This window comes from Arthrobacter sp. TJ-217 (assembly GCF_058269255.1).
The window spans coordinates 319,206-341,811 of record NZ_JBZCNJ010000003.1 but is presented as its reverse complement, the minus strand read 5'-3'; the positions used below and the strand labels follow the sequence as shown (position 1 = coordinate 341,811).

The window sequence follows — 22,606 nt, the reverse complement described above, 5'->3', positions numbered from 1 at the left end:
CCACGTCGAGCTACCCGATGGTGCGGCTGATATGAATACCTTGAATACTACGTAGCTGACTGGTATTCGTTGCAAGGTGGCCGACGGATGGTGAAGCACCGCCGGCACATTCACTCCTGCCGCGGCCGTCACACAAAACGGCTCGCGCCCCGGCTCGCCGTTATGCTGGACACGTGACTCCTGAAGAGCTTTCCGCCGCCATATCCGCTTGCCTGAAGAACGCCGTTGCCGACGGCGAATTCGACATCGAGCTGCCCACCGAGGTGCGCGTTGAGCGGCCGAAGAACCGCGAGCACGGCGACTGGGCAACAAACATCGCCCTTCAACTGTCGAAGCAGGCGGGAATGAACCCGCGGCAGTTCGCCCAGATCCTCAGTTCCCGCCTCGAGGGCATCGAGGGTGTCCGCTCCGTGGAGATCGCCGGACCTGGCTTCCTCAACATCCGCCTCGACGCCGGGGCCGCGGGCGGGCTCGCCCGCACCATCGTCGAAGCGGGCAAGGCCTACGGGACCAATTCGACCCTCGCCGGGCGGAAGATCAACCTGGAATTCGTCTCCGCCAACCCGACCGGGCCGATCCACATCGGCGGCACCCGGTGGGCCGCAGTGGGAGACGCCCTGGCCCGCATCCTGCAGTCGCAGGGCGCCGACGTCACCCGCGAGTACTACTTCAACGACCACGGCGCACAGATCGACCGCTTCGCCCGCTCCCTCTACGCGAGCGCAATGGGCCAGCCCGCGCCGGAGAACGGATACGGCGGACAGTACATTATCGACATCGCCCAGCGGGTGCTCGCCAAGGACCACTCGATCCCCTCCCTGCCGGAGGACGAGGCGCTCGAGCAGTTCCGCGCCATCGGCGTCGACCTCATGTTCACCGACATCAAGAAGTCACTCCACGACTTCGGCGTCGACTTCGACGTGTACTTCCACGAGCGCTCCCTCTTCGAGAACAACTTCGTCGAGGGACTGCTCGACCAGCTGAAAAACTCGGGCAACCTGTTCTTCGAGGACGGCGCCTGGTGGCTGAAGTCGACCGACTTCGGGGACGACCGCGACCGCGTCGTGATCCGCTCGGACGGAACCCCTGCCTATATTGCCGGCGACATCGGCTATATGGTCAACAAGCGCCAGCGGGGCTTCGACCTGAACATCATCATGCTCGGCGCCGACCACCACGGCTACGTGGCCCGGCTCAAGGCGGCAGCCGCGGCGCTGGGGGACGACCCCGACACCATCGAAGTCATGATCGGCCAGCTCGTGAACCTCGTGAAGGAGGGCAAGCCGGTGCGCATGTCCAAGCGGTACGGCACCGTCGTCACGCTCGAGGACCTCGTGGAGGCCGTCGGTGTCGACGCCGCCCGCTACACGCTTGCGCGTTTCTCGGCGGACTCGAACATCGATATTGACCTCGACCTCCTGACCAAGCGGAGCAACGAGAACCCCGTGTTCTATGTGCAGTACGCCCACGCCCGCACCCACGCCGTCGAACGCAATGCGGTCTCGGCCGGCGTCGACACCAGCAGCTTCGACGCCGCGTCGCTCGCCCACCCCACCGAAGGAGAGCTTCTCGCCGCGCTGGGGCAGTTTCCCGGCGTGACGGCGCAGGCCGCGGCGTTCCGTGAACCGCACCGGATCGCCAGGCACCTCGAAGTCATCGCCGGAACCTACCACCGCTGGTACGACGCCTGCCGCATCTCACCGGTGGGCGAGGAACCCGTGGGCGAGGTGCACCGGAGCCGGCTCTGGCTCAATAACGCGACGCAGCAGGTGCTCGCCAACGGGCTCGGGCTGCTCGGCGTCTCGGCACCGGAGAGGATGTAGCGATGGCGCAGGCATCCCCGCTCGCCCCCGGCTGGCTGACCGTCCCCCGGGATTCGCACACCCTGGAGCGCAAGCTCTGGGCAACGGATGTGCAGCGGGCCGAAGGAGGCGTCCTTGAAATCGACGGCGTTCCCGTGGACCAGCTTGCCCGCGAGTTCGGAACGCCCCTGTTCGTCGTCTCGGAGGCAGACTTCCGCTCCCGCGCCCGGGCTTTCCGCGACGCCTTCAACGACGCCTTTCAGGACCTGTGCGGCGGAGTCGACGTCTTCTACGCCGGCAAGTCGTTCCTCTGTACGGAGGTGGCGCACTGGGTGGCAGAGGAGGGGCTGGGTCTCGACACCTGCTCCGGCGGCGAGCTTGCCGTCGCGATGCGGGCCGGGATCCCGGGACACCGCCTCGGCCTTCACGGCAACAACAAGTCGGCGGCTGAAATCAACCGCGCGCTCGACCTCGACCTCGGGAGGATCGTCGTTGACAGCCTCGAGGAGATCGAGGTTGTGGGCTCACTCGCCGCAGCGCGCGGACGGCAGGCGAACGTCCTGCTGCGGCTGACCCCCGGCGTCCACGCCTCAACCCACGAATTCATCGCAACGGCGCACGAGGACCAGAAGTTCGGGCTCTCCCTCGCGGCCGACGCCGCAACAGCCGACGCCTCCGGTGCCTCTCCGGCGGCACAGGCCGTCGCAGCGGCGCTCGCCGATCCGGGAATCAACCTCCTCGGCGTCCACTGCCATATCGGGTCGCAGATCTTCGAATCCGAGGGCTTCGAGCTCGCGGCGCGCCGGCTCCTGGGCTTCCTCGCCGGAGTGAGGGACCGCCACGGCATCGAGCTCCCCGAACTGGACCTCGGCGGCGGATACGGCATCGCCTACACGGAGGCCGACGAGCCGCGGCCGGCCGCCGAGATCGCCCGGGCCATGGCCGGGGTGGTCGGCTCCACCTGCGCCGAACTGTCACTCGCCGTGCCGCGCATCTCCATCGAACCCGGGAGGGCCATCAGCGGCCCCAGCACGTTCACGCTCTACACCGCCGGGGTCACCAAGACCGTTCACGTCGACGCGGCCGCCGGGCAGCCGGACAACCCGCCGGCAACCTCGCCGCGCCGCTACATCTCCGTTGACGGCGGAATGAGCGACAACGCCCGCCCGGTGCTGTACGACGCCGACTACTCGGCCGTCCTTGCCTCCCGGGCGTCGGAGGCGGACCCCGTCCTCTCCCGCGTTGTGGGCAAGCACTGCGAGAGCGGCGACATCGTTGTCCGCGACGTCTACCTTCCGGCCGATGCCGGTGCGGGAGACCTCCTCGCGGTTCCGGGAACCGGCGCCTACTGCTGGTCCCTGTCGAGCAACTACAACTACCTTGCGCGGCCGCCGGTCGTGGCGGTCGCCGACGGAAAGGCGCGCCTGATCATCCGCGGCGAGACCGAGGACGACCTGCTGGCCCGCGACATTCCCCGGGCCGCCCCGCACAGCCCCCTCGAAACAACAGGAGCCGAGCGAACCGCATGAAAAACAATGGATCGCCTTCGGGCAAGACCCTGCGCGTTGCCCTCCTCGGCTCCGGGAACGTCGGATCCCAGGTGGCGCGCATCCTCCTCGACGACGCCGAAGCCCTCGGCGCCCGCGCCGGGGCCCCGCTTGAACTCACCGGCATCGCCGTCCGCTCCCTCGAAACAGAGCGCGCCGGAAACCTGCCGCGCGAACTGTTCACCACCGACGCCGCAGCGCTCGTCGAGGACGCCGATATCGTCATCGAACTCATGGGCGGCATCGAACCGGCCCGGACGCTGATCCTCCGCGCGATCGAGCACGGAGCAACAGTGGTCAGCGGCAACAAGGCCCTCTTCGCCCAGGACGGGCCGACGCTCTACGAAAAGGCCGACGCCGCCGGAGTGGAGCTCTCCTACGAGGCGGCGGTGGCCGGCGCGATCCCCATCCTGCGCCCCATCCGCGACAGCCTGTCGGGCGACCGCATCACCCGGGTGCTCGGGATCGTCAACGGCACGACGAACTACATCCTCGACCAGATGCACTCGACCGGGGCGCAGTTCGCCGACGCCCTGCGCCAGGCGCAGGACCTCGGCTACGCCGAAGCCGACCCGACCGCCGACGTCGAAGGCCACGACGCCGCCGCGAAGGCCGCGATCCTCGCCTCGCTGTCCTTCCACACGCGGTTCGGGCTCGAGAACGTCAGCTGCGAGGGCATCACGGGCGTAAGCGCAGAAGACATCGCTGCGGCCAAGGAGGATGGCTACGTCATCAAGCTGCTCGCCATCGCCGAACTGCTGCGCGATGCGGCCGGCGAGGACGGCGTCAACGTGAGGGTCCACCCGACGCTCCTGCCGGCCGACCACCCCCTTGCCGCCGTCCACGGAGCCTTCAACGCCGTCTTCATCGAGGCCGAGAACGCGGGCGAACTCATGTTCTACGGCCAGGGTGCCGGAGGAACGCCGACGGCGTCGGCCGTGCTCGGCGACGTCATCAGCGCCGCACGCCGCATGGTGCTCGGCGGCCCCGGCCGCACCGAGACGACAACCGGACACGTTCCTGCGCTGGCGATCGATTCGGTGACCACCAGCTACTGCATCGGACTCGACGTGCTGGACCAGCCCGGAGTGCTCGCGAAGATCGCGACGATCTTCGCCGACAACGGCGTCTCGATCGAGACGATGCGCCAGCGGATCCACTCGGCCGGCCCGGGCGTTGAGGGAACCGCGGAACTGCGCATCGTCACCCACCGGGGCACCGAGGCTTCGCTTGCGGCAACCGTCAAGCAGGTTGCCGCCCTGCCCATCATCAACGCCGTTACATCAGTTCTTCGAGTAGAGGGAATCTAAGTGGCCCACCAGTGGCGCGGAGTCATCCGCGAGTACGCCGACCGACTGCCCGTCACCGACTCCACGGAGGTCATCACCCTCGGCGAGGGGGGAACCCCGCTGGTGCGCGCACGGGCGCTCTCGGAGCTGACCGGCTCCGAGGTGTACCTGAAGGTCGAGGGGATGAACCCGACGGGCTCCTTCAAGGACCGCGGGATGACCATGGCGATGACCGCCGCCGTCGCGGCAGGGGCCAAGGCCGTTGTGTGCGCCTCGACGGGCAACACTTCGGCCTCCGCCGCGGCGTATGCCACCCAGGCCGGAATCACCTGCGCGGTGCTGGTGCCGGATGGCAAGATCTCCCTCGGGAAGCTCAGCCAGGCCATCGCCCACGGCGCGCAGCTCCTCCAGGTCAACGGCAACTTCGACAACTGCCTCGATGTGGCCCGCAAGCTCGCCGAAGCCTACCCGGTGTTCCTCGTGAACTCGGTCAACCCCGCCCGCCTCGAAGGCCAGAAGACCGCCGCGTTCGAGGTCGTCGACTCCCTGGGCGACGCCCCCGACTACCACCTGCTTCCGGTGGGCAACGCCGGGAACATCAGCGCCTACTGGAAGGGCTACCGGGAATACGCGGCGCCCTACGCCACCGCCGACGGCGAACTTGCGCCCGTGGCGACGAAGACCCCGGTGATGTGGGGCTTCCAGGCCGAGGGCGCCTCACCGCTGGTCAAGGGCCACCCGATCAGCGAACCCGACACGCTGGCCACCGCGATCCGGATCGGCAACCCGGCCTCCTGGGATCTCGCCATCGCGGCCCGCGACGACTCCGGCGGGCTCATCGAAGCGGTCACCGACGATGAAATCCTTGCCGCCCACCGCTGGCTCTCCTCCCGGGAGGGCGTCTTCGTGGAGCCTGCCTCGGCCGCCGGGGTCGCCGGCCTGCTCAAGAAGCACGCCGAAGGCGCGGTGCCCGAAGGAAAGACGATCGTCATCACCGTCACCGGCCACGGCCTGAAGGATCCGCAGTGGGCGCTGCGCACGGCGGACGGGTCGGACGTTGAGCCAACGAAGGTGGACTTCGACGTCGTCAGCGTCGCGGCCGCGCTCGGGCTGGAAGGTGAGACGCATGCGGATCACGCCGCTTCCTGACAACGGCGTCGTCACCGCCTCGGCGCGGCGGATCGACGTCGGCCAGGACATCGAGGTGAGCGTGCCGGCAACGAGCGCGAACCTCGGTCCCGGGTTCGACAGCCTTGGTCTCGCCGTTGCGCTCTTCGACAAGGTGCGCGTGCGGACAGTGCCCAGCGGCACAACCACCGTTGCGCCGACGGGGGAGGGCTCGGCGGCCCTGCCGACCGATGCAGGCCACCTCGTGGCACGCACCCTGCTCGATACGCTTCGGCACGCCGGCTGGTCGTCGCCGGGTCTCGAGGTCGAAACCGTCAACGCCATTCCGCACGGGCGCGGACTGGGTTCCTCCGCCGCTGCAATCGTCTCGGGCGCGCTTGCGGCGAACGCGCTGCTGCCCGAGGAGGGCCGGCTCGACGACGCCGCCCTGCTGCAGTGGTGCTCCGCCCTCGAGGGCCATCCGGACAACGCCGCGCCCGCGCTCATGGGTTCGCTGGCCGTGTCCTGGGAGACCGACGGCACGTACTCGAGCGCCCGGCTCGAGGTGCACCCCGACGTCATTCCGATAGCGGCCGTTCCGGACACCGCCCTCTCAACGGAAAGCGCGCGCGCACTGCTGCCCGTGTCGGTGGCGCACGGGCTGGCCGCGGCGAACGCCGGGCGGGCGGCCCTGCTCGTCCACGCGCTCATGAACCGCCCCGACCTCCTCTTTCCCGCAACGCAGGACGCCCTCCACCAGGACCAGCGTGCCAGCGCCATGGCCCCGAGTGCCGCGCTCCTCAAGGCAATGCGCTCGAAGGGCTTCGCGTCGGTCATCTCCGGTGCAGGACCCACGGTGATGACGCTGGCGGCCGGCAAGGAGCAGGCGGCGGAAATAACAGCCGAACTCAAGGCGTTGACTGCGGAAGGCGACACGCCCGGCTCGTGGCGCATTCTTCGGCTCGATGTGGCACGCGAAGGTGCTAAAGTAAGAGTGCACCAAAGGTAGGAACCGTACTTACGGTTTTGAAGCGTGCTTCTGTTGAGCCGGCCGTCCTCTCTTTAGACCGCCGTGAAACTGCAGGTTTATCAGCAGTAGCACATTCTCCGGTGTAGCCTCCGAACTTATCGTTGCGACAGGATTTTTCCCGACGCGCGGATTTCCTCAGGCTTCCAGAACACCCGGCCGTTCCGCAGTGCTTGCGGTTCAGCCGAACCCCTCCTGTCCATCTACAGCGGCAGCAGGGCTAACCAACGCGGCACACTCGAACGGTGGCCGCCCGACGAGGGGGAAGGATCCTTCGTGACTGATACCACTGACCTGTTGCCAGGTGTGGATACAACAAGCGCTGAGACAGAAAGCGCACCAGCTTCAAAGAGCAGCGGCCTCGCTGGCTTGAAGCTCGCCCAGCTCCAGGCTCTTGCCGGCCAGCTTGGCATCACCGGTGGTTCGAGGATGCGCAAGAGCGACCTCGTAGCCGCCATCTCAGATCACCAGCGCGGATCGGCCGTTGCCGACCGCCAGAAGGCGCCGGCCGTCCGCACCGAGGACGACGTTCCCGCGTCAATCGCAGACTCCGCGGCAGAGCCGCAGGCCGCCGAGCAGCCAGGGCGCGCCCCCCGCACCCGCAACCGCAACCGCAGGGCGGGCAGCGACGGCGTTGTGAGCACCCTTTCCTCGACCGAGGCACCCACCGACGCCGCTCCCGCCGCCACCGAGGCACCCGCCGGCGAGACCGCAGCGGACCAGCCCGACTCCGCGGGCCGCGGAAACAACGAACGCGAGGCTTCCGGCAGGGGCCAGCGCAACCGGCGCGGACGCCGGAACGACGACCGCGCAGACGCCGGCGAGGTTGCCGCCGACGACGCTCCGGGCCAGGCCGAAGCACCCGCCGCAGCATCGGGCGAGGGCCGCGGCGACCGCAACGAGCGCCGCGACCGCAACCGCTCCCGCGCAGACCGCGATGACGACCGCAACGGCGACACCCGCAACGCGGATTCCCGGAACGGCGACACCCGGAACGGTGATCCCCGCAACGGCGACACCCGCAATGGAGACTCGCGCAACGGCGACTCGCGCAACGGTGACGACGAGGGCCGCGGACGCAACCGCCGCAACCGCACCAACCGCGGCACCCGCGAGGACGAGCGCAGCAGCCGCTTCCGTGACCGCGCCGACCGCAATGACCGCCGCCGCGGACGCAACCAGAACCCCGACGTCGACGACGTCGAGGTCACCGAGGACGACGTCCTGCTGCCCGTTGCCGGCATCCTGGACGTCCTCGAGAACTACGCGTTCGTGCGCACCTCCGGCTACCTGCCCGGGCCCAACGACGTCTACGTTTCGCTCGCCCAGGTCAAGAAGTACAACCTTCGCAAGGGCGACGCCGTCGTCGGCGCGATCCGTGCCCCGCGCGATGGCGAAAACCAGAGCAGTACCCGCCAGAAGTTCAACGCCCTTGTCCGCGTCACTTCGGTGAACGCCCTCCCGGCGGATGACCTCAAGGACCGGGTGGAGTTCGCCAAGCTCGTGCCGCTGTACCCGTCCGAGCGGCTGCGTCTTGAGACCGAGCCCAAGAAGATCGGTCCGCGCGTGATCGACCTTGTTGCTCCCATCGGCAAGGGCCAGCGCGGGCTCATCGTTTCACCGCCCAAGGCGGGTAAGACGCTGATCCTGCAGGCGATCGCCAACGCGATCACCATCAACAACCCCGAGGTCCACCTCATGATGGTCCTCGTCGACGAACGTCCCGAAGAAGTCACCGACATGCAGCGGACCGTCAAGGGCGAGGTCATTGCCTCGACCTTCGACCGGCCGGCCGATGACCACACGACGGTTGCCGAACTCTCCATCGAGCGCGCCAAGCGGCTCGTGGAGATGGGCAAGGACGTCGTCGTCCTCCTCGATTCGATGACCCGCCTGGGCCGTGCCTACAACCTGGCCGCCCCGGCGTCGGGACGTATCCTCTCCGGCGGCGTCGACTCGGCGGCGCTGTACCCGCCGAAGCGCTTCTTCGGTGCCGCCCGCAACATCGAGAACGGCGGCTCGCTGACCATCCTCGCCACCGCGCTCGTTGAGACCGGTTCGAAGATGGACGAGGTGATCTTCGAGGAGTTCAAGGGCACCGGCAACATGGAGCTGCGCCTCTCGCGCAACCTCGCCGACAAGCGCATCTTCCCCGCAGTCGACGTCAACGCTTCGGGTACCCGCCGCGAGGAGAACCTCCTGTCGCCGGACGAGGTCAAGATCATGTGGAAGCTGCGCCGCGTCCTCTCCGGACTCGAGCAGCAGCAGGCGCTTGAGCTGCTCACCAACAAGATCCGGGAGACGCAGTCCAACGTCGAGTTCCTCATGCAGGTCCAAAAGACCACGCTGGGTTCAAAAGACTCGGATTAGCGTTTCAGCAGCCGCCCACGGGCGTGCGGGCCGCCTCGGGCGGTCCGTACATCCTGGGCGGCTGCCTCGTTAAGCGCCCCGCCATCGAGGACGCAGTACTTACGGCTCCGCCGGGTGTTTCCCTGCGATTTCTGCGTCCTCGATGAATCATTAGACTGGCTTGCAACAGCCGAAAGAGGTTTACACCAATGTTTGAGTCCATCCAGGGCCTGCTCGACGAGCATGCGGAACTGCAGCTTCAGCTGTCCGACCCCGCCGTCCACGCCGATCAGTCGCTGGCGCGCCGGCTCGGGCGCAGGTACGCAGAGCTTGGACGCATCGTCGATGCGCACAACCGGTGGAGCACCCTCAAGGACGACCTCGAGGCCGCGCAGGAGATGGCAGGGGAGGACCCGGAGCTCGCCGCCGAGGTTCCCGTCCTTGAGGAGCAGCTCGCCACGGCCCAGGAGAACCTCCGGCGCCTCCTGATTCCCCGGGATCCCAACGACAGCCGCAACGTCATTATCGAGGTCAAGGGCGGCGAAGGCGGCGACGAGGCGGCCCTGTTCGCCGGCGACCTGCTGCGCATGTACACCCGCTACGCCGAATCGCGCGGATGGAAGACCGAGCTCATCTCGGCAACGGAGTCGGACCTCGGCGGCTACAAGGACGTCCAGATGGCCATCAAGGGCTCATCAAACGACCCCGCGGAGGGCGTCTACGCGCGCCTGAAGTTCGAAGGCGGCGTGCACCGGGTCCAGCGCGTTCCGGTCACCGAGTCGCAGGGGCGCATCCACACCTCCGCCGCAGGGGTGCTCGTCCTGCCCGAGGTCGACGAGCCCGAGGAGGTCGAGATCAGCCAGAACGACCTGAAGATCGACGTCTACCGCTCCTCCGGTCCCGGCGGCCAGTCGGTCAACACCACCGACTCCGCCGTGCGCATCACGCACCTTCCCACCGGGATCGTCGTGGCCATGCAGAACGAGAAGTCCCAGCTCCAGAACCGCGAGGCGGCCATGCGCGTGCTCCGCTCGCGCATCCTGGCCCACGAGCAGGAGAAGATCGACGCCGCGAACTCCGACATCCGCAAGTCGCAGATCCGCACCATGGACCGCTCCGAGCGCATCCGCACCTACAACTACCCCGAGAACCGGATCGCCGACCACCGCACCGGGTACAAGGCCTACAACCTCGACGCCGTGATGAACGGCGACCTCGAGCCGGTCGTCCTGGCCGCCATCGAGATGGACGAGCAGGCCCGCCTCGACGCCATCGGCGCGGACGACTAAGCGTTGCCCGAACAACCGCTCGACGCAGCACTGGCCGCAGCCGCGCGCACCCTCGCCGAGGCGGGAGTGCCCAGCCCGCGGGTCGACGCCGAACTGCTCGCCGCGCATCTCCTGGGGGTAAGCACCGGCAGGATCCGTGCGTTGGCCATCCTCGGATCCGCCGCGCCGGAAGGATTCGAGGCCCTGGTGCGTGAGCGTGCCCGGCGCATCCCGCTTCAGCACCTCACGGGACGCGCCTATTTCCGGCATGTTGAGCTCGCCGTCGGGCCGGGTGTGTTCCTTCCGCGTCCCGAGACGGAATCGGTGGCGCAGCTTGTCATTGACCGGGGCTCGGCGCTGTCGTCCCCGAAGATCGTCGACCTCGGCACCGGTTCCGGCGCAATCGCGGCGGCGGTGGCGGACGAGGTTCCCGGCGCCAAGGTGTTTGCCGTTGAACTGAGCGAGCTTGCGGCGGCCTGGGCGGAGGTCAACCTCGCACCCCGGGGTGTCGAACTGGTCCGGGCGGACCTCACCGACGCGCTCCCCGAGCACGATGGAACCTTCGACATCGTTGTCTCGAATCCTCCCTACATTCCCGCAGCGGCGATCCCCAACGAACCCGAGGTGGCGCTTCACGATCCTCCCGAGGCCCTGTACGGCGGGGGCGAGGACGGAATGGTGCTGCCGGCCGCTGCCGCCCGCACGGCGGCCCGGCTGCTGAAGCCGGCAGGGTTCTTCGTGATGGAACACGCAGAGGTCCAGGCCGCCTGGATCGCCTCGATGCTCAAGCGCGCCGGTCTCTGGACGGACATCACCACGCACCGCGACCTCAACGGGCGCGAACGCGCCACCAGCGCGGTGTTCACGGGACGGGCCGCCGGAGCAGTCTCACCACCACCACAACGAATTGATGGGGAAGCCTAAGATGCACGCAAAAGTAGCAGTAGCGGCAGTCACCTTTGACCGCCACGAGGAACTCGGGCAGCTGCTCCGTGCCCTGGCGCAGCAAACCGCGCAGATTTCCGCCATCGCGCTCGTCGATTCGGGCACGCGTCCTGCGCAGGAGGTCGTCGCCGCGGCGGGGGAGAACGTCACCTACCTGCGCTCGGAGGCGAACCTCGGCGGAGCCGGCGGCTTCGCCTACTCCATCCTTGCGGCCCTGGCTACCGGCGCCGAGTGGATCTGGCTCATGGACGACGACGGGCACCCCGAGGACGAGACCTGCCTCGCCGAGCTGCTCCGGGCGGCGAACGAACACGACCTCGACATCGTCAGCCCGCTCGTCGCGGCAACCTCCGATCCGAACCGGCTTTCGTTCAATTTCCGCATCAACGGCCTGCTGACCAACGACCGGGCACGCCTGGCGGAAATGAAGTACCTGCCCAACATGGTCCACTTCTTCAACGGGGCACTGATCCGCAGCGAGGTCTTCCACACCATTGGACTGCCCGACCTGAAGTTCTTCATCCGCGGCGACGAGGTCGATTTCCTTTCGCGGGTCAAAAAGGCCGGCCTGAAATACGGGACCGTTGCGACGGTCGCGGTCCGCCACCCGGCCACCTGGACGGAAATGAAACCGGTCTTCGGCGGCTTCATCACGCCCGTCGTGCCGGAGGGCGACTTCAAGCGTTACTGCTACTTCCGCAACCGGGGGTACCTCACCCGCAAATACCGGAACCTGCGCTGGTTCGCCGCCGACCTCGCCGGGTTCCCGTATTACTTCCTGCGTTCGGGCGACGCACGCGGTTTCAGCCGGTGGCTTCGGGCCTACTCGGCAGGGTTCCGGGGCAAGGGGTTCGGCGCGCCCGAGCGCCTGATGTCGGAAATGCGCTGACAATCCGGCAGCGGAGGCTGTCGCGCCTGCGCTGAATGTCAGAAATGTGCACAATGGCAGAGATGTGCTGGCCACCGCCGGCCCGCCCCTGACCTGCCTGAATGGAAAAGAGATAAGGATGACGGCGTGAGCACCATGTACGACTGTTCCGATCCGGCCCAGCGGAGCGAGGGGCTCGCTGCGGCGCAGCGTGCCATCGCCTCAAAGCAGTGCGTCGTGATTCCGACGGACACGGTCTACGGGATCGCCGCCGATGCTTTCTCACCGCAGGCGGTTGCCTCGCTGCTCGCCGCCAAGGGCCGGGGCCGGAACATGCCGCCGCCGGTGCTGATTCCGCGCCTGTCGACGATGGATGGACTGGCCGCCGACATCCGCCCCGAAGCCCGCGCGCTTGCAGAGGCGTTCTGGCCCGGGGGATTGACCCTCATCTGCCATGCCCAGCCCTCGCTCACCTGGGATCTTGGTGAAACCCTCGGAACCGTTGCGCTGCGCATGCCCGACGACCGGGTGGCCCTGGACTTGCTGATCCTGACCGGCCCGCTCGCCGTTTCCTCCGCGAACCGGACGGGCAGCCCCGCCGCCTCGACGGCGGCCGAAGCGCTGGCGCAGCTTGAAGGATCGGCTGTGGTGTACCTCGACGGCGGCCCGCGCTCCGGCGGGGGCATCGGCTCGACCATTGTCGACGCAACGGGGGAGCTGCTCCGGGTGGTGCGGCAGGGAACACTGTCCCTGGAACGGCTGCGCGGGGTTGTTCCGGCAATTGTCGGCGCCGACGGTTCCGGCGGAACCGCGCCGGCAGCATCTGGTACCCAAGGCGAGGCCGCGCCGGGCGCGGGTCCGACCGAAGCACGGCAGCCGGACCAGCCCTAGGCGGTCGGAACCCGTGTAGCCGGAACCCACGCAGCCGGGATCCATGCAGCCCGCACCCTGGGCCGCCGTTCAGCTCCGGTTCCCATCAGGCGCCGATTTCCATGAGGCGCCGATTCCCGTACGGCGCGGCCTCCTTCTCAGGCAGGGGTCTTGACGAGCGGCGGCATCGGGCGCCACGCGGGGTCGGCCAGGATGCTCCGAGCCGCGCGCCAGCCGCGCCAGAGTTCCGCACTGCCGGACAGCGAGCGCTCGACGGCGACAAGCCGCAGCAGTTCCTTGCCGAACGTGAGCGCGGTGCCCAGGGCGAAGCCTGGCCGGGAGAACCGGCCCCGGCTGCGCAGGTACTGTCCGATGTGCCCGCGGTTGCGCATGGCATAGAACCTGCTGAGGTTGCTCGAATCGTTGAGGTGGCGGATCCCCAGGCTGATTTGGCGCTGCACCCGGGTCTTCCGCAGCACGTATTCGTCGACGTAGACAACGGGGTGGTGCTGGGAGATGAGCCAGCCGTACGTCGAGTCGTCTCCGTTGATGAAGAACCGCGGATCGGGAAGCCCCACCTCACGCACCGCGCCTGAGGAAACGAGCATTCCCTCGAAGCAGCCGACGTTGGTGCGGAATACCGGGGAGTGCTCGAACACGTTGCCGCGCACCGGAAGGTAGATGCCCAGGAAATCGATGAACCGGTGCTGCCAGAAGAACGGCCTGCCCTCGGCATCCCACCGGCGGCCGTGGATGCACGAGTAGCGCTCCATCCACGGGGCGAAGGACGCCAACGCATCCGGCAGGGCCTCGACGTCGTCGTCCATCAGCCACAGCCAGTCGGCGCCTTCGTCGAGCGCCCGCTCCACTCCGGCTGAAAAGCCGCCCGCGCCGCCGGTGTTCTCGGCGAGCCGGTGGTGAAGCAGCGGATAGGGGAAACGGGCAGCGGCTTCTGCGATGATGTCCGCCGTGCCGTCGGTGCTCGCGTTGTCGACAACGACGACCGCGGCGGGGGCCGGGTTGAGCACCTCGACCGAATCGAGCAGCCGGCGGAGGTACTCCGAGCGGTTGAAGGTGGTGATAACGAGCATCACGCGCTGTTCCGACACGCCCGGGATCTTCCGGTTCTGCTGCTCCAAACTGATCCTTTCGAATCCGCGGCAACACGCGATTGTCGCGGGAGGCGCAGGGATGTGCGGCTAGTATTCTCGGGTAGAACGAGTCTATTACACCGCCGCAGTCCAACGGCCGAGCAGAACCCGCGGGGTCCGAGGACGCCGGCAGGCGAACTCCTGCCTCAACGTTTGTTAGGAACCATGAGTCGAACCGACGGTCACAGTGAACCCCCGAGGGGATCCACCGAAACCATGACCCCGCGCGGGGACAAACCCGCTTTCTGGCTGTGGTCCCAGTACATGCTGGACGCCGTGGCCTGGGTGGTGGCGATCCTCCTCGCGCTGGTGCTGCGTTACGAACTGCTCGTCAACGAGATCAACGCCGAGGGCGTGGTCGTCTTCTGCGCGGTCGCCGTCGCCGCCCAGCTGCTCGTGGGCTTGAGTTTCGCCCTCTACCGCGGGCGCTACAGCTTCGGAAGCTTCCACGAAGCCAAGCTGCTGGTCATCGTGACGGTCATCGTCTCGGTGATCCTGGTCCTGGTCAGCGTCGCCTTCTTCACCGTGATCGAAATTCCCCGCAGCATCGGCATCATCGCGTTCCCCTTCGCCTGCATCTTCCTCGCCTCCACCCGCTACCTCAAGCGCATGTACGTCGAGAGCAAGGCGCGTCCGGGTGAAGACGCCCAGCGGACCCTGATCTACGGCGCCGGGTTCCTTGGCAATTCCCTCGTGGGACGCATGATGCAGGATCCGGAATCCCCCTACTTCCCGGTCGGACTCATCGACGACGACCCGGCCAAGAAGCACCTCCGGCTCTCCTCGGTGCCCGTCCTCGGGCGCCTCGACGACCTGCCCGACATCGTGGCGCGGACCAAACCCTCGGTGCTCGTCATCGCCTTCTCCGAGGTCGAGGCCTCGCAGGTGCGCCGCGTGTCAGATCTCGTTGCGGGCCTCAGCATCAAGGTTCTTGTCCTCCCGCCCCTGCGCGACATGCTCGGAGCCGGAACCGGTCTTTCCGACTTCCGCGAGGTGGCCGTCGAGGACCTCATCGGGCGGCGGCCCGTCGACATCCACGCCGACGAGGTCGCCGGGTACATCACCGGACGCCGGGTGCTGGTCACCGGGGCCGGTGGTTCGATCGGATCCGAGCTGTGCCGGCAGCTGGCCGAGTTCAGCCCGAAGGAGCTGATCATGCTCGACCGCGACGAGACCGGCCTGCAGACAACCCAGATCTCGCTGACCGGCAGGGGGCTGCTCACCGGGCCCGACACCGTCCTTGCCGACATCCGCGACGCCGAAACGCTCCTGGGGATATTCGAGGAGCGCAGGCCCGAGGTGGTCTTCCACGCCGCGGCACTCAAGCACGTCTCGCTGCTCGAGCAGTACCCGGAGGAAGCCTGGAAGACGAACGTCCAGGGCACCGCGAACGTCCTGCGGGCGGCTGAAGCCGCAGGGGTGACAAATTTCGTGAACATCTCAACCGACAAGGCGGCGAACCCCACGAGCGTGCTGGGCCATTCGAAGCGGCTGGCCGAGCGGATCACCGCCTGGTATGCCGCGCGCACCGGCCGGAAGTATGTCTCGGTCAGGTTCGGCAATGTCATCGGCAGCCGGGGCTCCATGCTTCCGCTGTTCACCGAGCAGATCCGCAGCGGGGGTCCGATCACCGTGACCGACCCCGAGGTCACCCGGTTCTTCATGACGATCCCCGAGGCCTGCCAGCTCGTGGTCCAGGCCGGTGCGATCGGACGTGCGGGGGAGGTGCTCATCCTCGACATGGGCGAGGCGGTGAAGATCCTCGACGTGGCCCAGCGCATGATCGCGATGTCCGGCAAGGACATCGACATTGTCTTCACCGGGCTGCGGCCAGGCGAGAAGATGCACGAGGACCTCGTGGGAATCGACGAAGACGATTCGCGGCCGCTCCACCCCAAGATTTCCCACACGCCTGTTGCCCCGCTTGATCCCTCCCACCTCGACCTCCAGGAGTTCCGGAGCAGGGGAGCGTTCCCGCTGGCCGCCGGTACGGGCATGCCCGAACCCTCAAACGGCAAGGCGCTGCAGTGATCCCGCTGCTGGTCGCGGTGTCGGCCGCCGCGTTCACGCTCAGTGCGCTGCTTCCGGCGGCGATCAAGCCCCTCCTCCAGCGGCACGGCGTCCTCGACGTCCCGAACCACCGCTCGTCGCACAGCACGGTGGTCATCCGGGGGATGGGACTCGCCGTGGCAGGCGGGATCGCCGGCGGCCTGGTGCTCGCGCTCGCCACAGGCCTCATCGCGGTCGACCGTTCCCTGCCCGCCGTCATCCTCCTCATGATCGCCGGAGCCTCCCTCATCGGCTGGATCGAGGACCTGCGCGGAGTGTCGATCGTGGCCAGGGCCAGTATCCAGCTGCTGATCGGAGCGGTGGGCACAGCCGCCCTTGCCGCAGCGATCGGCCAGAGCTACTGGTGGGTTCCCGTCGGGGCGATAGCCTTCGCCACCTACATCAACGCCGCGAACTTCATGGACGGCATCAACGGCATTTCGGGAATGCACGGCGCACTTGCCGGCGGGTTCTACTCCCTCGCCGGAGTGCTCAGCGGCCAGTGGTGGCTCACGGTGACCGGACTGGTCATCGGCGTCGCGTTCCTCGCGTTCCTGCCCTGGAACCTCGGCCGCGGCTTCGTCTTCCTCGGCGACGTCGGCAGCTACCTGCTGGGGGCCTCGATCGCGGCGACCGCGGTGGCAGGGCTCCTCGCCGGGGTCTACCTCGAGTACCTCCTTTCCCCGGTGCTGATCTACCTGGCCGACACCTTCACCACCTTCCTGCGGCGGGCGCGCAGGGGCGAACGCCTCTATGCCTCCCACCGCTCGCACGTCTACCAGCGGCTGACCGACACGGGGCTCACCCACGTCCAGGTCGCCCTGCTCGTCACCGTGGCCTCCGGCCTCACCGGTGCCGCCGGTTTCGTCGCCGCGACGGCCGAGCCGCCGATCGCGGTCGCCGCCTCCCTGTTCGCGGCAGCGGTCGTGTGCGCCTACCTCTACAGTCCCCGCCTCTTTGCCGCCGCCTCCGCCAAACGGCGGGAACGCCGGACAGTCTGAGCCCCTGCGGGGGGCCGCGATTTCTATCTGCTGTAGAATGTTGTGTGCGCCGCCGGCCTGAGCCGCGCGAGTGCCTTCCCGGTCCGAAGCCAGCAATGGCCGACGGACCCCCCAAACACCACGGACGGAACGCTGTGACTCCTCAAGATGCCTCGGGTGCCCCTGCCGGGCCGCGGCTTGGCGTCTCCGGTCCGGAACAATCGCCGTGGCTGCGGATCCTGGTCCGCTGCGCCGCGGTGACGGTGGGCACCACGGCCCTGCTTTCGACGGCGGCGGCCCTTACGGCCGGCCCCGGGGCGGCCCTCAGCGCCGCCTTCGGCTACGGCGTGGTTGCCGCCTTCTTCGGCATCAGCCTGCTCATCGGCCACTTCGCCGGGAAGACGAACCCCTCGGGTGCCCTCGGGCTCTTCGCCGTCACCTACGCCATCAAGGTGGTCGGATTCGCCGCTGTGCTGTTCCTTTTGGGCACCCCGCAGTGGCTCGACCGGACCTGGTTCTTCACCGGCGCCGTCAGCACCGTGATCGTCTGGCAGACCGTCGAAATCTTCGTGTTTTCGCGTACCCGACACCAGCTCTACAACGACCCGGAGGAGGCAGGACATGGCGCCTGACAACGCGCAGGAGAACGGCTCCGGCGACGACGCCCGCGGCCGTTACGGCTCGGGCGGTTACAACGCTGGAATCGCCGTCTTCAGCTACATCACTGGCGGGATCCTAGTCTGGAGTTTGATAGGGTGGGGCCTGGATAATCTTCTGGGAACACGTTGGATAGTGCTCGCAGGGGCTCTCTTGGGTGCCGGGGGCGGTTTCTACCTCTCCCACATGCACAACCTCACCCGATCGCACCTCTCTGATCCCGGCTCCACGCCGCAGGGCAGCCCAGAGCCTCCGGAGAACAGCCCGAAGTGACACCTAAAAACTTAATGAGCCGGAGCAGTGTCGCTGTCACCGGTCGTATCATGCCCAACGATGGACACTGCAGAGAGGAAACGCGTTGATCGCGCTTGCGCTCCCGGCCGCAACAACTGATGAGGGCTTCGTAGCCCCCACGATTGAAGAGACCCACTACCCCGATATCTTCCCCTGGCGTGGTGAATACGGCGTCTGGTTCGAAGGTGGCTTCGGCAAGCAGATGCTGCTGATCATCCTCTCCGTCATCCTCATCGCAGCCTTCTTCATCGCCGCCTCGCGGCGCGGCCAAATGGTCCCGGGCAGGATGCAGTTCCTCGGCGAGTCCGCGTACGGGTTCGTACGGAACTCCATCGGCAAGGACATCATCGGCGGCCGTGACTACCTGAAGTACGTGCCCTGGCTGTTCGCCGTGTTCTTCTTCATCCTGGTGAACAACATCTTCGGCGCCATCCCGTTCCTTCAGCTTCCGACCTTCTCCCATCCGGGAAGCGCCTACGCGATCGCCGGGATCTTCTACATCCTCTGGATCGCCATTGGCATCAAGAAGCACGGGCTGCGGTACTTCAAGCTCGCGGTCGTCCCCTCCGGCGTCCCGTGGTACATCATGCCGCTGCTGATCCCGATCGAGATCATCTCGAACTTCCTCGTGCGGCCCGTGACCCACTCGCTCCGACTCTTCGCGACGATGCTCGCAGGGCACCTCATCATCACCCTTGCGGGTTCGGCCATCGAATACATGGCACTCTCGGGCAGCATCCTGCTGCAGGGAACCGGCGTCCTCGTCCTGGGCGGCTCAGTCGCGATGTATATGCTCGAAGCGCTGATCATGATCCTCCAGGCGTACGTCTTCACGCTGCTTGCCGCGATTTACATCGAGGGCGCGCTTCACGCCGACGCCCACTGATCACAAATTCTTCCCCGTCGGGGATGATCCCAAACAACCTGCCGCACCAAGGCGGCATCTTGAAAGGAACACAATGGAAGTACAGGGTAGCCTCAACCTCGTTGGATACGGTCTCTCCGCAATCGGCGGTGGTATCGGCGTGGGTCTCGTATTCGCCGCCTACATCAACGGCGTAGCACGTCAGCCCGAGGCGCAGCGCGTTCTTCAGCCCATCGCCTTCCTTGGCCTGGCCCTGACCGAAGCTCTCGCGATCCTCGGTCTGGTCTTCGCCTTCGTCATCGGCGCCTAACAACTCCAGGCTGGAGATCCGAAGACCAGTTGAAGAAAGACGGGTGAAAGATGTTTAATGCAGCCATTATGGCAGCGGAAGAGGGCGCAAACCCGCTCGTCCCAAACGGGTGGGAAATCCTCGTCACACTAGTGGGCTTCGCGGTCCTGTTGTTCATCGTCATCAAGTACGTGATGCCGGCGTTCGAGAAGACCTTCGCAGAGCGCACCGAAGCCATCGAAGGCGGAATGGCCCGGGCCGAAGCAGCCCAGGCCGAAGCCAACGCGGCGCGCGAAGAGTACAAGCAGCAGCTTGTCGACGCCCGTGCCGAGGCAAACCGCATCCGTGAGGAAGCGCGCGCCGAAGGTGCCCAGATCCTTGCCTCGCTCAAGGAGAAGGCAGCAGCGGAGGCGTCCCGGATCACCGAGCAGGCACATGTCCAGATCGAGGCCGAGCGCCAGGCAGCAGTCGTGTCGCTCCGCGCCGAGGTCGGCACGCTGGCAACGGATCTGGCAAGCCGCATCGTTGGAGAGTCGCTGGCCGACGACGCGCGCTCGGCACGTGTCGTTGACCGTTTCCTCGCCGACCTTGAGAACCAAAGCGCAGGTGCGGCGAAGTAATGGCCGGAGTATCAAGCCAGTCCCTTGCCACAGTCCGCGCGGAGCTTGAATCACGCCTCCCCGGAGCGAAGTTGCCGCTGGCGGAGGAGCTCTTCGGAATCCTCGCCATCCTTGACAGCAACGCCGGCCTGCGGCGCGCGCTGACCGACCCGTCCCGCTCCGGCGCGGACAAGGCGGCGCTCGTGGACCAGCTCGTGGCAGGCAGGGTCTCGGCTGATGCTGCCTCGGTAGTCAAGGCGCTCGTCGCAGAGCGGTGGGCCCGCCCCCGCGACCTCGGCGACGCTTTGGAAACCCTCGCCGCGACCGTTGCCATTGCGGTGGCGGAAGCGGCCGGATCGGGCACTGAAGGCCTCGACCGGCTCGAGAGTGACCTGTTCTCCTTTATCGGCCTCGTGGGCTCGAACCATGAGCTGCAGCGCGCCCTGTCGGATCCCCAAGCGAGCCCGGAAGCGAAGACCGCGCTGGCGTTCCGCCTGGTTCCCGACGCGGGCGAAGAGGCGAAGCTGCTCATCCGCCAGGCGGTCACCACCCCGCGCGGCCTGCGGCCTACCCAGCTTGTCCAGCGGTTCGTCGAGCTTGTCGCACTGCGGCAGCAGCGGTGGATCGCAACTGTCAGCGTCACCCGTCCGCTGACTCCGGAGCAGCTGTCGAAGCTTGAAGCAGGGCTCAACCGCCTGTACGGCCGTGAACTGAAGATCAACGTCAGCGTTGATCCCTCCTTGATCGGTGGTGTGCGTGTCAGCGTGGGCGACGAGATGGTCGACTCCACAGTGTTCACGCGGCTGTCCGAACTCCGCCGACGACTGGCGGGATAGGCGCACACCGCGCCTGAAGATTGATCCAACACTGAATTACACACAGGTCACCGCCGGCGGTGGTGATCGCAACACAGGAGAGCAGGGACTGCAGATGGCCGAATTGACCATCAACGCTGAAGATGTCCGTAATGCGTTGAACGAGTTTGCGGCGTCCTACGAACCCGGAAATGCGGAGCGCGTCGAAGTTGGCCGCGTCACCACCGCAAGCGACGGCATTGCCAAGGTTGAGGGTCTGCCTTCGGTCATGGCGAACGAGCTGCTGCGTTTCGAGGACGGCACGCTGGGCTTGGCCCAGAACCTTGATACCCGCGAGATCGGCGTCGTCGTCCTAGGCGACTACTCCGGCATCGAAGAAGGCCAGGAAGTACACCGGACCGGCGAGATCCTCTCGGTGCCCGTTGGGGATGCGTTCCTCGGACGCGTCGTCGACCCGCTCGGCCAGCCCCTCGACGAGCTTGGCGAGATTCAGGCCGAGGGCCGGCGCGCGCTCGAGCTTCAGGCTCCCGGCGTAACGATGCGCAAGTCGGTTCACGAGCCGATGCAGACCGGTCTTAAGGCAATCGACGCGATGATCCCGATCGGGCGCGGCCAGCGCCAGCTGATCATCGGTGACCGCCAGACCGGCAAGTCGGCAATCGCCGTCGACACGATCATCAACCAGAAGGCCAACTGGGAGTCCGGCGACGTTCAGAAGCAGGTCCGCTGCATCTACGTCGCAATCGGCCAGAAGGCTTCGACAATCGCCGCCGTCCGCCAGACCCTCGAAGACAAGGGTGCACTGGAGTACACGACGATCGTCGCTTCCCCGGCCTCCGACCCGGCCGGCTTCAAGTACCTCGCCCCCTACGCCGGTTCGGCCATCGGCCAGCACTGGATGTACGGCGGCAAGCACGTCCTGATCGTGTTTGACGACCTGTCGAAGCAGGCCGAGGCCTACCGTGCGGTGTCGCTGCTGCTGCGCCGGCCGCCGGGACGCGAAGCCTACCCCGGCGACGTGTTCTACCTGCACTCCCGCCTGCTCGAGCGCTGTGCGAAGCTCTCCGACGAGCTCGGTGCCGGTTCGATGACGGGTCTGCCGCTCATCGAGACCAAGGCGAACGACGTGTCGGCCTACATCCCGACAAACGTCATCTCGATCACGGACGGCCAGATCTTCCTGCAGTCCGACCTGTTCAACGCCAACCAGCGCCCTGCGGTCGACGTCGGCGTTTCGGTTTCCCGCGTTGGCGGTGCCGCGCAGGTCAAGTCGATGAAGAAGGTCTCGGGCACGTTGAAGCTCGACCTGGCGCAGTACCGCGACATGCAGGCCTTCGCGATGTTCGCCTCGGACCTCGACGCCGCCTCGCGCCAGCAGCTGACCCGCGGTGCGCGCCTGATGGAACTGCTCAAGCAGGGCCAGTACTCCCCGATGCCCGTCGAAGAGCAGGTCGTCTCCATCTGGGCCGGCACGAACGGACACCTCGACGAGGTGCCTGTCAGCGACGTCAAGCGGTTCGAAACCGAGTTCCTTGACCACCTGCGCAACCGGTCATCGGTTCTCACAACGCTGGCGCAGACCAACGTGCTTGAGGACTCGACCGTCGACGAGCTGAAGTCTCAGGTCGCCGAGTTCAAGCAGGGCTTCTTCGGCCAGGGGGAGAGCCTCACGGCCCACCAGAAGCACGACCCCCTTTCCGAGGACGCAGTCGACCAGGAAAAGATCGTCAAGCAGAAGCGCTAGAGGCACCGCGGCCGCTGGAGGACAGAACGCTGTCCTCCGGCGGCCCGGGCCTTGAGCCTTAGCCACTTCCCGCGCGGGAGTGGAGGAAAGG

At 67.0% G+C, this 22,606-nt stretch carries 20 protein-coding genes; 19 read left to right on the top strand and 1 reads right to left on the bottom strand.

The annotated features are described in order from the left end of the window. Positions 1-173: 173 nt before the first annotated feature. The 10 genes from argS to AC4D2R_RS07385 all read left to right on the top strand — a co-directional run bounded on the left by argS (position 174) and on the right by AC4D2R_RS07385 (position 13,093). Positions 174-1,823, top strand: coding sequence for an arginine--tRNA ligase (argS, locus tag AC4D2R_RS07430; protein ID WP_490938921.1), 1,650 nt, complete (start codon positions 174-176; stop codon positions 1,821-1,823). 2 nt (positions 1,824-1,825) lie between these two features. Next, positions 1,826-3,331 (top strand): diaminopimelate decarboxylase, encoded by a 1,506-nt coding sequence (gene lysA / locus AC4D2R_RS07425; protein ID WP_490938919.1) that lies wholly within the window; start codon positions 1,826-1,828, stop codon positions 3,329-3,331. Continuing rightward, positions 3,328-4,659, top strand: coding sequence for a homoserine dehydrogenase (locus AC4D2R_RS07420; RefSeq protein ID WP_490938917.1), 1,332 nt, complete (start codon positions 3,328-3,330; stop codon positions 4,657-4,659). Before lysA ends, AC4D2R_RS07420 begins: the two co-directional genes overlap by 4 nt. After that, positions 4,660-5,787, top strand: coding sequence for a threonine synthase (gene thrC, locus AC4D2R_RS07415; RefSeq protein ID WP_490899823.1), 1,128 nt, complete (start codon positions 4,660-4,662; stop codon positions 5,785-5,787). Further along, on the top strand, positions 5,765-6,754 hold the full coding sequence (gene thrB, locus AC4D2R_RS07410) for a homoserine kinase (protein ID WP_490938915.1): 990 nt from the start codon (positions 5,765-5,767) through the stop codon (positions 6,752-6,754). The genes thrC and thrB overlap by 23 nt, the downstream gene beginning before the upstream one ends. A gap of 294 nt (positions 6,755-7,048) precedes the next feature. Continuing rightward, positions 7,049-9,142: a transcription termination factor Rho gene (rho, locus tag AC4D2R_RS07405; protein WP_490938913.1), complete on the top strand. Its 2,094-nt coding sequence runs from the start codon at positions 7,049-7,051 to the stop codon at positions 9,140-9,142. A 188-nt stretch (positions 9,143-9,330) separates the two neighbouring features. Next, positions 9,331-10,410, top strand: a complete 1,080-nt coding sequence (gene prfA / locus AC4D2R_RS07400; protein ID WP_490938911.1) for a peptide chain release factor 1 — start codon at positions 9,331-9,333, stop codon at positions 10,408-10,410. 3 nt (positions 10,411-10,413) lie between these two features. Next, complete coding sequence (gene prmC, locus AC4D2R_RS07395) at positions 10,414-11,313, top strand: peptide chain release factor N(5)-glutamine methyltransferase (protein WP_490938909.1); 900 nt, start codon at positions 10,414-10,416, stop codon at positions 11,311-11,313. 1 nt (position 11,314) lies between these two features. Next, a complete protein-coding gene (locus AC4D2R_RS07390) occupies positions 11,315-12,223 on the top strand; it encodes a glycosyltransferase (protein ID WP_490938907.1) in 909 nt (302 codons plus the stop codon). Between the two features lie 126 nt (positions 12,224-12,349). Further along, entirely contained in the window at positions 12,350-13,093 is a 744-nt protein-coding gene (locus tag AC4D2R_RS07385; protein WP_490938905.1) for an L-threonylcarbamoyladenylate synthase, read from the top strand. 137 nt (positions 13,094-13,230) lie between these two features. Here AC4D2R_RS07385 and AC4D2R_RS07380 read toward each other — a convergent pair whose 3' ends face one another. Further along, the gene (locus tag AC4D2R_RS07380; RefSeq protein ID WP_490938903.1) at positions 13,231-14,211 is read right to left on the bottom strand and encodes a glycosyltransferase; all 981 of its coding nucleotides are present in this window, start codon (positions 14,209-14,211) and stop codon (positions 13,231-13,233) included. Between the two features lie 177 nt (positions 14,212-14,388). On the opposite strand from AC4D2R_RS07380, the gene AC4D2R_RS07375 reads away from it, so the two are divergent. The 9 genes from AC4D2R_RS07375 to atpA all read left to right on the top strand — a co-directional run bounded on the left by AC4D2R_RS07375 (position 14,389) and on the right by atpA (position 22,515). Further along, on the top strand, positions 14,389-16,254 hold the full coding sequence (locus tag AC4D2R_RS07375; protein WP_490938901.1) for a polysaccharide biosynthesis protein: 1,866 nt from the start codon (positions 14,389-14,391) through the stop codon (positions 16,252-16,254). Then, positions 16,251-17,273, top strand: coding sequence for an MraY family glycosyltransferase (locus AC4D2R_RS07370; RefSeq protein ID WP_490938898.1), 1,023 nt, complete (start codon positions 16,251-16,253; stop codon positions 17,271-17,273). Before AC4D2R_RS07375 ends, AC4D2R_RS07370 begins: the two co-directional genes overlap by 4 nt. 134 nt (positions 17,274-17,407) lie before the next feature. Further along, positions 17,408-17,884: a Cg1360 family ATP-synthase-associated protein gene (locus tag AC4D2R_RS07365; RefSeq protein WP_490938896.1), complete on the top strand. Its 477-nt coding sequence runs from the start codon at positions 17,408-17,410 to the stop codon at positions 17,882-17,884. Continuing rightward, positions 17,874-18,182, top strand: coding sequence for a hypothetical protein (locus AC4D2R_RS07360; RefSeq protein ID WP_490938894.1), 309 nt, complete (start codon positions 17,874-17,876; stop codon positions 18,180-18,182). The genes AC4D2R_RS07365 and AC4D2R_RS07360 overlap by 11 nt, the downstream gene beginning before the upstream one ends. 85 nt (positions 18,183-18,267) lie before the next feature. Next, positions 18,268-19,089, top strand: coding sequence for a F0F1 ATP synthase subunit A (atpB, locus tag AC4D2R_RS07355; RefSeq protein ID WP_490899835.1), 822 nt, complete (start codon positions 18,268-18,270; stop codon positions 19,087-19,089). 73 nt (positions 19,090-19,162) lie between these two features. After that, a complete protein-coding gene (locus tag AC4D2R_RS07350) occupies positions 19,163-19,378 on the top strand; it encodes an ATP synthase F0 subunit C (RefSeq protein WP_019481292.1) in 216 nt (71 codons plus the stop codon). Positions 19,379-19,428: 50 nt separating this feature from the next. Then, positions 19,429-19,977 (top strand): F0F1 ATP synthase subunit B, encoded by a 549-nt coding sequence (locus AC4D2R_RS07345; RefSeq protein ID WP_490899836.1) that lies wholly within the window; start codon positions 19,429-19,431, stop codon positions 19,975-19,977. Continuing rightward, complete coding sequence (locus tag AC4D2R_RS07340; protein ID WP_490938892.1) at positions 19,977-20,792, top strand: F0F1 ATP synthase subunit delta; 816 nt, start codon at positions 19,977-19,979, stop codon at positions 20,790-20,792. The genes AC4D2R_RS07345 and AC4D2R_RS07340 overlap by 1 nt, the downstream gene beginning before the upstream one ends. A 94-nt stretch (positions 20,793-20,886) precedes the next feature. Beyond that, the gene (gene atpA, locus AC4D2R_RS07335; protein WP_490938890.1) at positions 20,887-22,515 is read left to right on the top strand and encodes a F0F1 ATP synthase subunit alpha; all 1,629 of its coding nucleotides are present in this window, start codon (positions 20,887-20,889) and stop codon (positions 22,513-22,515) included. The last annotated feature ends 91 nt before the right edge of the window (positions 22,516-22,606 follow it).

Bases quoted from the DNA above. Each gene is read 5' to 3' on its own strand.
- lysA (WP_490938919.1), top strand. From the start codon at position 1,826: ATGGCGCAGGCATCCCCGCTCGCCCCCGGCTGGCTGACCGTCCCCCGG.
- AC4D2R_RS07420 (WP_490938917.1), top strand. From the start codon at position 3,328: ATGAAAAACAATGGATCGCCTTCGGGCAAGACCCTGCGCGTTGCCCTC.
- thrB (WP_490938915.1), top strand. From the start codon at position 5,765: ATGCGGATCACGCCGCTTCCTGACAACGGCGTCGTCACCGCCTCGGCG.
- prfA (WP_490938911.1), top strand. From the start codon at position 9,331: ATGTTTGAGTCCATCCAGGGCCTGCTCGACGAGCATGCGGAACTGCAG.
- AC4D2R_RS07390 (WP_490938907.1), top strand. From the start codon at position 11,315: ATGCACGCAAAAGTAGCAGTAGCGGCAGTCACCTTTGACCGCCACGAG.
- AC4D2R_RS07375 (WP_490938901.1), top strand. From the start codon at position 14,389: ATGAGTCGAACCGACGGTCACAGTGAACCCCCGAGGGGATCCACCGAA.
- AC4D2R_RS07360 (WP_490938894.1), top strand. From the start codon at position 17,874: ATGGCGCCTGACAACGCGCAGGAGAACGGCTCCGGCGACGACGCCCGC.
- AC4D2R_RS07350 (WP_019481292.1), top strand. From the start codon at position 19,163: ATGGAAGTACAGGGTAGCCTCAACCTCGTTGGATACGGTCTCTCCGCA.
- AC4D2R_RS07345 (WP_490899836.1), top strand. From the start codon at position 19,429: ATGTTTAATGCAGCCATTATGGCAGCGGAAGAGGGCGCAAACCCGCTC.
- AC4D2R_RS07340 (WP_490938892.1), top strand. From the start codon at position 19,977: ATGGCCGGAGTATCAAGCCAGTCCCTTGCCACAGTCCGCGCGGAGCTT.
- atpA (WP_490938890.1), top strand. From the start codon at position 20,887: ATGGCCGAATTGACCATCAACGCTGAAGATGTCCGTAATGCGTTGAAC.